Below are 13,140 nucleotides of genomic sequence, written 5' to 3' on the forward strand. Positions count from 1 at the left end.
GTTAGTTTAATCACTAAACAAAGATCGGTGAAGGAGATCAATGAGCCAAGATGTAAACGCTCCAATACTTGGCGATGATGGAATTCCGGCATAATTGTACTCAATCGTCACCCAACATGAGAAGCGGGTGGCGATTTCTTTTACATGCGGGGAGGAGAATGGGGTTTGCGAGTGAATTGGGGCAGATGGAACTCGTTGCGCAATCAGATTTTTGTTGGTTTTGTACTGGTGATGCTGGTGGTGTTATTTATTGCGGGAATCGCCGCCTATGACCGGGTATCCGGTTTGCTGAAGACCAATGCGGAGAAGCACATCCATCAAACTGCTGTTCAGGCTAATGGCAGACTGGATGCCTTAATCGCACAGGTTAACTCGCTGACAGCTCAAGTGGCAGATGATTCTTATGTGCAGCGTTTGCTGAGCAATGAGAAAGGTGGGGAAACGGCTACGTTTAATCAGCGTCAAGCGCTCTTGCAGGTTGTGAGCAGCTATCCGTCCTTTATGAGCGGTGTGCAGAGTCTGGAAATCTATACGACAACTTACAGCAGAATATTTCCCATGGATGACCGATCTTTGGATGGAAGGCTCGGACGTAACTGGATAGCGGAAGCAGACGCGGAGAAGGGAAGGCTGGTCTGGGTCGGTCCCGACCCGGAAGATCCGGGGGTCATTATGGCTATTCGGCGAATCAGCCTGATGGATCGGGCTTTTGAACCTGGCGGTTATGTCGTGGTGCGGATGCAGCGCAGCTTTTTTCAACTGAATGACTTGGATGCTGAGGACGACGTAGAGGATTCAATTCTGCTGGTGGATGCGGCAGGAAGTGTAGTTACTTCCAATCTGGACGCTAGTCTGGATGTGAAGGCACTCCTAAGCAGTGATAGCTCTGTAGTGCAGACCCGGGATGAGCCTTATATCGTCGTTAGACAGCATTCCGAAATCACAGGATGGACGCTGGCGGTTCTTACTCCTGTGAGCGAGACGACGGAGGGTGTATCCATTCTTCGGACGGCACTGCTTATTTCCGGCTTGTTTGGCGTCGTGCTGTTCCTCATTATGTCTTTTCTCTTGTCCACCATGATTACACGTCCCATCACCCGTCTGATGAGGGCCATGCGTAGTGCACGCCCGGGAGCCATGAAGCCCAACATTATGTTCAGCTCAACGATGGAGATTCACAGGCTCAATGAAGTATACAATCAGATGGTTTATCGGCTGAACGAGTTGACCGAGGAGATCTACGAGAAGGAAATCATGCAGTCCCGCACAGAACTGAAAGCTCTGCAGTCGCAGATCAATCCTCATTTTCTGTTTAACACGCTGGAGGCGTTCTACTGGTCACTTGAAGACAAGGGAGATGAGGAAATGGCGCGTATGGTTGTGGCAATGTCCCGCCTATTTCGCTACATCATCACCAGTCCCAATCAGGATGAATGGGTTACGATTGCCGATGAACTGGAGCACGCGGAGCGTTATCTTCGAATTATGGAGATGAGGCTGGGAGAAAGGCTGCAATGGGAGATCAGACTGAGTGATGCAATGCGCACCGTGAGAATTCCCAAATTGCTCATACAGCCCTTGGTGGAGAATGCCATCCTTCACGGGATCGAGAGCAAAATCGAACCGGGAAAGGTAAGCATCTATGTAGATGCTTCCACGCAGGAGGGTCTGGTCCATATCGAAGTTCGGGATGATGGTCCCGGCATGGATGATTCCCGGCTTCAATCTGTTGTTCGCGCATTGAATGGTGGACCTGCTGTTTCCGACAAGGGAACAGGTGTGGGGCTGATTAACGTGCATCGCAGGTTGAAGCTTTATTTTGGCAGTCAGCTTGGCGAGTTGTGCAGGCTTACCATTACGAGCGAGGTCGGTGAAGGGACTGTTATTCGCTTTGATATTCCGAAGGATACGGAGGGTGCATATGATTCATGGCAGAACAATTCTAATCGTTGATGATGAGCCGCGTACACGAGAAGGCATTCGCAAAACGCTGGAAGGCTGGTCAGCAGGCCGTAATAAAATTCGAACTGCGGCAAGTGGAGTAGAGGCAGCGGCATGGCTCCGGGAACAGACGGCGGACCTTTTGATTACAGATGTTCGCATGCCAGAATTCTCTGGCCTGTCTCTCGTTGAAGCCGTTCAGCAGCTTCCGAGCAAACCAGTTGTGCTGATTATGTCAGGTCATTCTGACTTCCAATATGCTCAGCAGGCCATTAAATTTGGCGTGGTAGATTATTTGCTTAAACCGATTGAGAAGGAACTGCTTATTCAGACGGTAGAGAAGGCTTTGCAGCTTGGACAACAACAACGGCGTATTCAAATGATGCAGAAGTTGGTTGACCCCAAGCTGCTGGATGCCAAAGAACGGGGAGATCAGAGGCTTAATCCCCAGATCAGTGAAGCTGTTGCCTATGTGGAAGCCCATCTTAGCGAGCATGTTACCCTGCGGGAAATTGCTGATATGCTGCATTTGAACTCAAGTTATTTTAGCGTTCTGTTCAAGGAGCAGATCGGGATTAATTTCAGCGAATTTCTAACCCGTACGCGTATTCAGCGGGCGAAGGAGATGCTTGTGCAGACGGCCCTGCCCATCTCGGAGATTGCCGAACAGGTCGGCTACCAGACGGATAAATATTTTATTAAGGTATTCAAAAGTCTCGAAGGGCTCAGCCCAAGCAAATATCGTCATTCCATTACGGTTCGTAAAGAGACTGAATTACCATAAAATAGTGGAGTTTTTCCAAATCATCCTGGTCTTATGGGGGAGATGTACCCATGCTACAATTTTATTAAAGCGGTTACATCAACCGAATAACCATTACAGGGGGTTAGGAATATGAGAAAAAAGCCAATAGCAATGCTACTGACATGGACACTTATCCTCGCCGTGTTTTTATCCGGATGCAGCAATTCAGGTTCTGACGGAGAGGGTGAAGCGAGCGGTAGTGGCTCTGACGGAAAAGTGACCCTCAAGTTTATGCATCTTTGGCCAGCAGGCAGCTCTGCACAGCAGAATAAGCTGGTCAACGAGATCATCAAACAGTACCAGACCGATCATCCCAACGTGACCATCAAACAGGAAGTGCTGGAGAATGAGCAATATAAGAACAAATTGAAAATCCTTTCCGCATCCAATGAACTCCCGGATGTAGGCGTAACGTGGGCAGCAGGTTTTTTGGAGCCTTATGTGAAGGGCAATCTGTTTGCTCCGCTGGATGACCTCCTGAGTGGTTCGCTGGAAGGGAAATTCATTGCGGGAACAACCGAAGCGTATGCCGTAGATGGCAAAACCTATGCGCTCCCGATTGAGCTGAACATATCTCCCATCTATTACAACAAGGATATTTTTTCCAAATATAATCTGCAGCCCCCGGCCACATATGATGAATTCCTGAATGTTGTGAAAACGCTGACAGACAATGGTGTGGTTCCCATCGCTCTCGGCAACAAGGATCGATGGACCGGATCTCTCTGGTATATGTATCTGGCCAATCGCTTAGGCGGGGATGCATTGGAGAAGGCAATTAACGGCACAGGCAAGTTTGACGATCCTGCCCTGATCCAGGCGGCAGCCGAAGTACAGAAGCTGGTGGATATGAACGCTTTTAACAAAGGCTACAACGGCCTGTCCAATGATGAAGGCAAATCGGAATTCATGAATGAGAAAGCTGCCATGTACCTCATGGGTACCTGGGAACTGCCGAACTATACCACCAATCCGGATGTACCGCAGGAGTTCAAGGATAAAATCGGATTTTTCAAATTCCCGACGATGGATGGCGGCAAAAGCGATATTAACAGTTGGGTCGGCGGCCCGGGTGTAGGCTTGTTCGTCGCACAGAACTCCAAGGTGAAGGATGAAGCTCAGAAATTCGTTCAATATTTCGTGGAAAAGTGGGGCGACAGCTCTGTAACCGAAGCGGGCGTTATTCCGGCAACGAAAGTGGACACAGCGGAAGTCAAACTGCCGCAGCTCTATACCGACCTGCTGAACGAATTGAATCAGGCCAGCAGCCTGACCTTATTCGCCGACGTGCAGATGAAACCGACGGCCGCTCAAGTCCATCTGGACATGATCCAGGCGTTGTTCGGAAAAGCAGTCACTCCTGAGGAATTTGTAAAGAAGCATCAGGAAGCGATTGATAAAGGCAACTAACGTACAACGCTCATAGGGAGGATATTGTGATGGATAAAGTCATGTCCAACCGTTTAGTCGCTGCGTTGTACGTGCTTCCCGCACTGCTGCTGTTATTGGTACTGATCTATATCCCGATCGTGCTGACCGGATATTACGGATTGATGCAGTGGGACGGGATCGGCGCAATGACCTTTATCGGTTTTGAAAATTATGCAAGATTGCTTCATGACGCCACGTTCTGGCAGAGTGCATACCATACCTTTCTCCTGGCCTTGTTCTCTGCACTGAGTCTGATCGGTTATCTTATGATTGCCCTGGTGTTGTCAGGCAAAATTAAGGGAGCCAACCTGTTTCGGAAAATATATCTGATTCCGATGCTGCTGTCCTCCGTAGCGATTGCCCAGTTATGGTTGAAGATTTATCACCCCAGCAATGGTGTGCTTAATACCTTTCTGGAATCTGTCGGTATTGCCAATCCGCCAGCCTGGCTGGCGGAGCCATCCCTGGTATTGTATGCGCTGTTCGTGCCCATCCTGTGGCAGTATGCCGGATTCTATATTCTGATCTACTATGCTGCACTTAAGAATATCCCGGAATCGTTGGTTGAAGCAGCGCGGATTGATGGAGCAAGCCCTTGGCAGATTGCCTTCCGAATCAAGCTGCCCCTGATCACGGAAGTGATCAAAGTGACGATCGTGCTGGCTGTCGTTGGCTCGTTGAAATACTTTGACCTCATTTATGTGATGACGGACGGTGGACCGAATGGCTCCAGTGAAGTAATGGCTTCTTATATGTATCATCAGGCTTTCCGTGGATTCGACTTTGGTTACGGGAGTGCCGTTGGTTTCTTCCTGCTCGTGATCTGTCTGGTCGTAACCTGGCTGCTTCGAAAGGCTACGGCATCCAAGGACACCATTCAGTATTCTTGAGTGAAGTGAAATGAAAGGAGGCCCATCCCTGTGAAGACCGATACCGCGGTTCGGTTGCCAGCCTATCCGGGAACAGGCACAGGACCGACCGTGCTAAGAAGGCTCGGCTATGTCCTGCTCTACAGCCTGTTGATTCTGGTGGCGCTGCTGCAGATTCTGCCCTTGATATGGCTGCTGCTGTTCTCGCTAAAGAACAATCAGGAAGTATTCGATATGGCACCGTTTGCCCTTCCCGCGACTCCGCGTTGGGAGAATTATGTGAAGGTGTGGACGGAAGGCAACATTAGCTTATATTTCTTCAATAGTGTCTGGATCACGCTGGTTTCCGTTGTGTTCACTGTACTGTTCGCGAGTCTGGTCACCTTCGCAATAACCCGCATGCGCTGGAAAGGGCGTTCTCTGGTGCTCGGATTGTTCATGGTGGGGATGATGATCCCTGTGCATTCTACGCTGATTCCGTTGTTTAGCCTGTTTCTGAAGCTTCACCTTACGGATCATCCATTGTCGGTCATTCTATCATATATCGCGTTTAATATGCCGATCACGATTATGATCCTGCTTGGCTTCTACTACGCCCTTCCACGGGAAGTGGAGGAAGCAGCCGTGATGGACGGCTGCTCTGTCCATCGGATTTTCTTCCGTATCGTCTTGCCGATGACATCCTCGGTGATCGCCACGACGGCGATCATCAACATGATTTATGACTGGAACGAATTCATCTTCGTGAATACGTTCATCAGCACAGATGCGTACAAGACGCTGACCGTTGGGGTGCAGAATTTTATTGGACAGTACACAACGGATTGGGGAGCGATTGGTGCGACACTGATGATCAGCATCCTGCCGATCCTGATCGCTTTCCTCGTCTTGAGCAATCGAATCGTGGAGGGTATTGCTGCCGGATCGGTAAAAGGATAGATCTGAGCACCACACATGAGTTATTGGCTAATTTAAACCTTGGACCCTTACATATCCCGATCCAATAGGGATGTGTGAGGGTTTTTGCTCATCGCTACGGACTTCTTCTATCTCCCCAGATCGTGTATTTATAACGAGTATATCGATTTAGTTATTCTCTATAATGCAAATTAAATGAAAGAACTGAAAATACCTATTATTGGAATTACAAAAAACTTTCAAGTTTTTTCGCAAAACTACTGCATTTTCAAACTACCTGTGCTAACATACCCTAAGAATTAAAGCCCACACGGGAAAGGTGAGAAAATGACAGCAATATCCTCAACCCAAGAGTCCCTGCGTTCGGATGCCAAGGATCTGAATCTGATTCGGCTAACATGGCCTATTTTCCTGGAACTCTTCTTGTTTATGTTGATGGGGAGCGTGGATACGTTCATGCTCAGTTCAGTGTCCGATAATGCAGTATCCGGGGTCGGAGCAGCCAACCAGATTATTTCCATTGCGATTCTTGTACTGGAAGTCATTGGACATGGCGCTGCTATTGTTGTGGCTCAATATATTGGTTCGAAGAAGTTGAGTGAGGCGGCACAGGTCACGGGTAATGCGATTACACTTAATTTGATTGTTGGACTGATCCTGAGCGGAAGCTTTCTTCTGTTCGGAGGACATCTGCTTACACTGCTTCATATTCAAGGTGAAATATACGATTTTGCCCGTTCTTATATAAGTATTGTCGGAGGCGGGATCTTCCTTCAGGCGCTGATTAACGCGCTGGCCGCGACGATTCGTACCCATGGTTACACCAAAGAGACGATGTATGTTTCCGTTCTGATGAACGTGATTCACGTCGTGGGTAACTACGCCCTCATTTTTGGTCATTTTGGCTTGCCAAAGCTTGGTGTGGAAGGGGCAGCGATCTCTACGGTTGGAAGCCGTCTGATCTGCCTGATAATTTTCTTCTGGTTGCTCTATCGGGTAATGGATGTAAGGGTGGAGTTCGGTTATTACATCAATCTTTCGAAGAAGTTTATCAGCAAAATCTTGCGAATCGGTATCCCCTCTGCACTGGAATCTGTTGTATATCAGTCCTGCCAGCTCGTCTTCACACTGTACGTGACCTATCTGGGTGCTGAAGCGATGGCAACCCGGCAATATGCGGGTAACATTTCAAGCTACATCTATCTGTTTAGCATGGCGATCGGAATGGGAACATCCATTATTGTTGGCCGGCTTGTCGGTGCAAGGCGCAAGAACGATGCATACAAACGGGTATTTGACAGTGTGAAATGGGCGCTACTCGCTACGGTTGTGATCGATGTGATTATTATTCTCTTCCGTGTTCCACTGATGAGTGTGTTCACGGATAATCCGGAAATTATAAAACTGGGCGCACAGGTCATCCTGCTCAGTCTTCTGCTGGAGACCGGGCGAACCTGCAATATTGTGATTATTGGCTCGCTTCGTGCCGCAGGTGATGCGAAGTTCCCGGTATACATGGGACTGATCTCCATGGTCTGCATGAGCCTACCGCTAGGCTACCTGCTGGTGTTCAAGCTTCACATGGGGCTCGCCGGTGTATGGCTTGCGATTGCCGCAGACGAGTGGACACGTGCTGTTATTATGTATTTCCGCTGGAAGAGCCGGGCTTGGGAGAAACATGATCTGTTGGATCATGAGGAGGAAATTGGAGCTCAGCCGGTACCGGCAGTATAATGGTGGTTTTGGGAAACCAATTTGATTTGAGCGATTTATAAAAATAAAAGGTGCCGCACTTGGGGCGTTAGTCAGATTAAAGAAGAGCCGATCATGGGATGGAGCATTCCTCCTGATGAGGGGCTCTTTTTTCGTTATTTGTGCAGTATTACCTTGATATCTTAGAGAGGTTCAGACATAGGTGGGTGCTGAATCGAAGGTTGTCACCAGAACAGGTTAGCAAAAATGATCAAAACGAAATGTGCAGCCTCACGTATAGTAAGGATATGGAAAGGGGTTGGACTTTATTTGAATTCTTACAGTGAATTGATTCAGCAAAGTCTCTACTTTATTGAAACGAATCTGTACGAGGATATTGGGCTTGAAGAAGTGGCGTCTGAAGCGCTCCTGTCACCCTATCATTATCATCGGGTGTTCCGCAGGGAGGTTGGCATGACCGTTGTGGAATATATCCGGCATCGTCGAATGAGCTATGCGTCTGCTGCACTGCGTTCGACCAATGTGGGTATTCTGGACATTTCTCTGGAGTGTGGATTTGATAGTCAGGAAGCTTTTACTCGGGCATTCAGGAAGATATACGGTATGCCGCCTGGACGTTTTCGCAAATTGTTCGATCTAAGATTATTTGAAGGAAGAACCAGAGGGGGAGAAATACAGATGAATGAGATGTCAATGATCAAAGGGTGGATGTTGACCGGAAGTCATCCGCAAAATTATGAGATGGGTATTGATCCTGCCGAAGTACACCAGGGCAAGTCATCGGGCTATCTGAAAGCTGTTACGCCGATGGAGAGTAATGAGTTTGCCACCATGATGCAGCAGTTCAAAGCGGACAGGTATGTGGGCAAACGGATGAGATTATCCGGTTTTGTGAAGACTGACCGCGTTGAAGGATTTTGCGGATTATGGATGCGTGTGGATAACAACGCTCTGGATGTGCTCCAATTCGATAACATGCATGATCGACCGATTACGGGAACGCAGCCATGGAATCAGTACCATATTGTACTGGATGTTCCGCAGGGCAGTGCGATCATCTCATTCGGGGTTATTTTGAACGGCAAAGGAAAGGTTTGGGTGGATAGTTTCCGTTTTGAAGAGGTTGATCCGAATACACCATTGACTCATATGGAGACAGAGTATGAGATGTCGGACGAGCCAATGAATTTGTCTTTTGAGGAGTGATCAGATAATGTGTGACGATCAATATTTTAAATTACTCATGTCTGGACAATGAACGATATCACAATGTTTTTCATTTACGCGAAGATCATACAGGTATTGGTTTGACAGATGATATAGAAATTCATGTAATGGAATTGACCAAACTGGATCAACACCCTGTCCCCATGGACAAGGGCGGACTGGTGAACTGGCTTTTATTCTTAAAAGGGATTGATCCATCAAACTGGGAGGTGCTGGCGATGAATGAACCGATGCTAAAAAAGGCGATGGACACGCTGGAATTTCTGAGTCAGGATGCAGCTACGAGAATGGCTTATGATGCGCGGATGAAAGCACTAAGCGATGAAAAGTCGATGATTGAAGGTGCACGTGCTGAGGGAGAAGCCAAAGGGAAAGTAGAAGGTAGAGTAGAGGGTAAAGTGGAAATGGCTCGCGAGCTTCTTGCACTTGGCGTAGATATGTCTGCTGTGGTGAAAGCATCTGGACTCTCCCCAGAGGAAATCAAAAAACTGCTGCCTAAGCAGTGATAAGAAACTGAATTTACACTTTCCAGGGCTGATCCAATCACGGGTTGGCTCTTTTTGTTGTGTTTGGGGTATAAAAAAAGTGGAGCGAAGTCCAAGCTTAGAGGATACAGGCGTTTCTGGCGTTTCCATCAAATCGTAAAGTCCTCCATAGCTAATCAGGCGATACCTTGTTAACATAGATCCAAAGAATAGGATAATTCATGACACATATAGAGGATGATTCCGATGAATAGAAAAGTACTGGTCGTGGATGACGAGTCAAGCATCGTCAGTGCCATTGCTTACGCGCTGCGGCGCGAAGGATATGAAGTTGAGACAGCGAATGACGGCGAAGAGGCGCTGGTCAAGGTGGCGTCATTTCATCCCCAGGTCATGATTCTGGACGTGATGATGCCCAAGCTGGACGGATACGGCGTATGCCGCAGGCTGGAGGATCGGGAGGATATCGGCATTATTTTGCTGACTGTCAAAAATGATATCGTGGATAAGATCGTAGGCCTGGAAATGGGCGCGGATGATTATATGACCAAACCGTTTGAGATCCGCGAACTGCTCGCCCGAGTAAAGGCGCTGATGCGCCGTGTGGAGAAAAGCAGCCCGTCCCCTGACGACCAGAAGAATCAGGCTATCGTCAATGGAACACTGCGTATCCATATCGCTCACCGCACCGTGACGGTGAATGAGGAGAAGCTGGATTTGACGCCAAAAGAGTTCGACTTGCTGACCATTCTGATGTCCAACCCCGAGCGTGTATACACGCGGGATGATCTGCTGGACCGGGTGTGGGGCATGGAATATGCCGGGGGTACACGCACGGTGGATATTCATATTCAGCGGCTGCGCAAAAAGATCGGCGATACCGATCAGCAAAAATTGCAGACGGTATACGGCATTGGCTATAAGGCATCAGCCCCTGAACCGGGCGGCTCCGTATGAGAGTCAGCATCAAGCTGAAATTCAGCGTTTTTCTAGCTGCATTGCTAATCCTGACCGTCGTTGTGCTCAGTTCTCTTGTACTGCGAGGTATTGAGCGCAACCAGCAGACGCAGATCGAGACCATTTTGTCCCAGCAGACCCGTCTGGTGAATCTGAATGTGCGGCAGTCTTACTATACCGAGTCCGTTCGTCTGGAGCAGGAGGTTTTTTTACAGCAAAATGGCCGCAGGTTGGCTCAAGAGCTTGCGAGCTCCACAGGTTTGCCCATCGCGCTTTATGATATGAAGGGACAGCAGGTTGGTTCATCAATCATGTCTGAGGAAAGTGCAGATATCACAGCGACGCTGAACTATGCGCTGCAAAATAAAATTGCTTATCACGAACAGGGGGATACCCTGCTATATATGGCACCGTTGGACGGCCCGGATGGACAGATGGGGGTTGTGCGCATGCAGTATCCGGTTCAGAGCTATCATGAATTCTATGCGCGTATCCTTCAGTTGTTTATGTGGGCGGGAATTGCGGTTGTTGGGTTAAGCTTCATTCTGGGATATCTCTTCTACAATCGTTTTGCTGTTGCTATAACCCGCTTGAAGAGGTCTGCCGATTCCATCCGCGAAGGGCATTATATTACCGAATCACCTGTAAGACGCAAGGATGAATTGGGTGAGCTGGGACAGGGCATTTATTATATGAGCACATCGATTCAGCAAAATATTGAAGCCATGCATGCGGAACAGCAGAAGCTTCAGCTCGCCATCGAGAAGCTTCAGGCCCTGGAGCAGCAGCAGAAACAATATATCGGCAACATCAGCCATGAGTTCAAGACGCCACTTACGTCGATTAAGGCATATGTGGAGCTGCTGGACATGTATAAGGATGATCCGCAATTGCTGGATGATGCCACGAGCAATATTGGCAAGGAAACGGAGCGGTTGTACGAGATGGTTGAGAAGGTATTACATTTATCAGCCCTGGAGAAATATGATTTTGAGAATCAGGCGGAAGACGTGGAGGTTCGTGCTCTACTGGAGGATGCCTGTGGCCGGATGCGGGGCAAAGCCGAGAAGTTTGCGCTGAACATGGAGCTGACGTTACTGCCTGCGGTGATCCGCAGCGATCGGGAGAGCCTGATGCATATTTTCATCAATCTGTTGGATAATGCGATCAAATATAATGTGCCGGGAGGTATCATCCGGGTAAGCAATGAACTGCGAATGCAGGAGCGACAAGCGGTTATCCGCATCTTCAACTCGGGTACGCCCATTCCGGATGAGGCGCGCGAGAAAATCTTTGAACCCTTTTACACCGTCAACAAAGACAGGGCCAGAAAAACCGGGGGCACCGGGCTGGGACTATCACTCGTCAAGCAATTTGTAGAGAAGCAGGGCGGTACGATTACATTGCTGCCGAGCGATCCGAATCATGGGGAAGGAACGACGTTCCAGCTGGTTTTCCCTCTGGCGCATTCAAGTTTACAAGTTGGAAACAAGTCTGAATAACTTTGGAAGTATGCGATGTGTATGCTTGGTCTATAGAAAGCACTCAGGGGGGACCATGATGAATTGGAAGCAGGCGGCTATGGGCACGCTCGGGGCAATCGTCCTATTATCGGCAACAGCATGCGGGGGAACAACAGAACCAGGGGGCAATACACAGAACGGGAAATCCGGCACGGATATTACGGTGAAGGATAATACAAATACATCGGTTTACCAGAGCTTTAAGCTGGAGAAAATCGATAAACTGTCGAATATGCGCGGGGTAGCGTGGCTGAGCAATGACTTGATTTTGTCGGATAAAGTAAACGAGTCCATGAAGCCTGTTACGGTTGAGGGTGAGAAACGTTATCCGCATAACTTATACATGTATGATCTTACGAAGGGTACAGATACACCCGTAAAGGAAAGTGAAGTGAATCTGGGCTCACCACTCGTGTCCCCGGATAGTCAGTATATTTTTTACAGAGAACCGGAGGAATCGACAGGCAAAGGCTTCATTCTGAACCTGCACAACGGGGAAGTGGTACCTGCGGGCCAGGATGATGGATTTGTTTTTGAAGGAGCATGGCTGGATCAGGAGCATGTCGTTTTTCCAAACATGAATGGAGATATTATATCAGCAAGTGTAGATGGAACGACCAAAGCGCTGGTCAAGACGGGGAATTTCAATATAAGCAGTGTCAGCGTTTCGGGGAATGTGATTTACTACATCACAGGCACGGACGGACAGTTGAATAGCTACGATACGAAGACCGGTGAAGTGAAGCAGGTGTTGAAAAGTGTAGAGAGGGTAATCCCGTCCAACGATGGCTCAAGACTGGCGATTGTGAAAAAAACAGCCGATACCAAACGGGCGCTGGTGCTAACCGATCTGGAAGGGAATGAAAAAGCCACGCTTGCCAGAGGCACGCAGATCTTCGGCACGAGCTGGTCTGGTGACGATTCCAAAATCGCCTACACGATCAATTCGGAGAGTGATGAGGAGAAAGGGCTGTTCGTCTCCAATACGGAATCGGCGGAGCAGTTCCAGGTCTCGGCCGAAATGGATAACGCATCTGATCCCCTGAGCTGGAGTCCGGAGGGCAACCGAATTTTGCTGTCACAGGCAGTGCAGGAAAATGAATCGTACCACTTTGTCACCTCGGTCATTACGATTTCGCAGTAAATCATCATCGAAAAAGAAGCAAATCAGCAGGGCGGGCCTGACTCCTATCGAGTTGGGCTTTTTCTGTACCTGTAACGCTGGTTTTCTGGGTTATACTGAAGAGACGAGAAGTGAAGGGGGAACATGA

The 13,140-nt window shown here is 48.6% G+C and carries 10 protein-coding genes and 1 pseudogene; all 11 read left to right on the forward strand.

The window, feature by feature from the left end; genetic code table 11:
* Positions 1 to 171 precede the first annotated feature (171 nt).
* The 11 genes and pseudogenes from BMW94_RS03955 (at position 172) to BMW94_RS04005 (ending at position 13,013) form a co-directional block, all read left to right on the forward strand.
* A complete protein-coding gene (locus BMW94_RS03955) occupies positions 172 to 1,953 on the forward strand; it encodes a cache domain-containing sensor histidine kinase (protein ID WP_254790118.1) in 1,782 nt (593 codons plus the stop codon).
* A complete protein-coding gene (locus tag BMW94_RS03960) occupies positions 1,922 to 2,725 on the forward strand; it encodes a response regulator transcription factor (protein ID WP_090994726.1) in 804 nt (267 codons plus the stop codon). The genes BMW94_RS03955 and BMW94_RS03960 overlap by 32 nt, the downstream gene beginning before the upstream one ends.
* A 111-nt stretch (positions 2,726 to 2,836) precedes the next feature.
* Positions 2,837 to 4,156, forward strand: a complete 1,320-nt coding sequence (locus tag BMW94_RS03965) for an extracellular solute-binding protein (protein ID WP_090994729.1) — start codon at positions 2,837 to 2,839, stop codon at positions 4,154 to 4,156.
* Between the two features lie 29 nt (positions 4,157 to 4,185).
* Positions 4,186 to 5,067, forward strand: a complete 882-nt coding sequence (locus BMW94_RS03970) for a carbohydrate ABC transporter permease (protein ID WP_076287393.1) — start codon at positions 4,186 to 4,188, stop codon at positions 5,065 to 5,067.
* 54 nt (positions 5,068 to 5,121) lie between these two features.
* The gene (locus BMW94_RS03975) at positions 5,122 to 5,985 is read left to right on the forward strand and encodes a carbohydrate ABC transporter permease (RefSeq protein WP_090995164.1); all 864 of its coding nucleotides are present in this window, start codon (positions 5,122 to 5,124) and stop codon (positions 5,983 to 5,985) included.
* 306 nt (positions 5,986 to 6,291) lie between these two features.
* Positions 6,292 to 7,698, forward strand: a complete 1,407-nt coding sequence (locus tag BMW94_RS03980; protein ID WP_090994732.1) for an MATE family efflux transporter — start codon at positions 6,292 to 6,294, stop codon at positions 7,696 to 7,698.
* A 288-nt stretch (positions 7,699 to 7,986) separates the two neighbouring features.
* Positions 7,987 to 8,883, forward strand: a complete 897-nt coding sequence (locus tag BMW94_RS03985) for a helix-turn-helix transcriptional regulator (protein WP_254790100.1) — start codon at positions 7,987 to 7,989, stop codon at positions 8,881 to 8,883.
* Positions 8,880 to 9,410: pseudogene (locus BMW94_RS03990) on the forward strand (Rpn family recombination-promoting nuclease/putative transposase); the annotation flags it as partial. The gene BMW94_RS03985 and the pseudogene BMW94_RS03990, both read left to right, overlap by 4 nt.
* Before the next feature lie 225 nt (positions 9,411 to 9,635).
* A complete protein-coding gene (locus BMW94_RS03995) occupies positions 9,636 to 10,346 on the forward strand; it encodes a response regulator transcription factor (RefSeq protein WP_090994737.1) in 711 nt (236 codons plus the stop codon).
* The gene (locus BMW94_RS04000) at positions 10,343 to 11,848 is read left to right on the forward strand and encodes a sensor histidine kinase (RefSeq protein WP_090994739.1); all 1,506 of its coding nucleotides are present in this window, start codon (positions 10,343 to 10,345) and stop codon (positions 11,846 to 11,848) included. Before BMW94_RS03995 ends, BMW94_RS04000 begins: the two co-directional genes overlap by 4 nt.
* 55 nt (positions 11,849 to 11,903) lie before the next feature.
* The gene (locus BMW94_RS04005; protein ID WP_175480571.1) at positions 11,904 to 13,013 is read left to right on the forward strand and encodes a DUF5050 domain-containing protein; all 1,110 of its coding nucleotides are present in this window, start codon (positions 11,904 to 11,906) and stop codon (positions 13,011 to 13,013) included.
* Positions 13,014 to 13,140: the final 127 nt, after the last annotated feature.

The sequence above is a fragment of the Paenibacillus sp. OK003 genome (assembly GCF_900109515.1).
Classification (GTDB): domain Bacteria; phylum Bacillota; class Bacilli; order Paenibacillales; family Paenibacillaceae; genus Paenibacillus; species Paenibacillus marchantiae.

What these genes read in the sequence shown, in the direction of transcription:
- BMW94_RS04005 (WP_175480571.1), top strand. Translation starts at nt 11,904, where the DNA reads ATGATGAATTGGAAGCAGGCGGCTATGGGCACGCTCGGGGCAATCGTC.
- BMW94_RS03980 (WP_090994732.1), top strand. Translation starts at nt 6,292, where the DNA reads ATGACAGCAATATCCTCAACCCAAGAGTCCCTGCGTTCGGATGCCAAG.
- BMW94_RS04000 (WP_090994739.1), top strand. Translation starts at nt 10,343, where the DNA reads ATGAGAGTCAGCATCAAGCTGAAATTCAGCGTTTTTCTAGCTGCATTG.
- BMW94_RS03970 (WP_076287393.1), top strand. Translation starts at nt 4,186, where the DNA reads ATGGATAAAGTCATGTCCAACCGTTTAGTCGCTGCGTTGTACGTGCTT.
- BMW94_RS03965 (WP_090994729.1), top strand. Translation starts at nt 2,837, where the DNA reads ATGAGAAAAAAGCCAATAGCAATGCTACTGACATGGACACTTATCCTC.
- BMW94_RS03960 (WP_090994726.1), top strand. Translation starts at nt 1,922, where the DNA reads ATGATTCATGGCAGAACAATTCTAATCGTTGATGATGAGCCGCGTACA.
- BMW94_RS03995 (WP_090994737.1), top strand. Translation starts at nt 9,636, where the DNA reads ATGAATAGAAAAGTACTGGTCGTGGATGACGAGTCAAGCATCGTCAGT.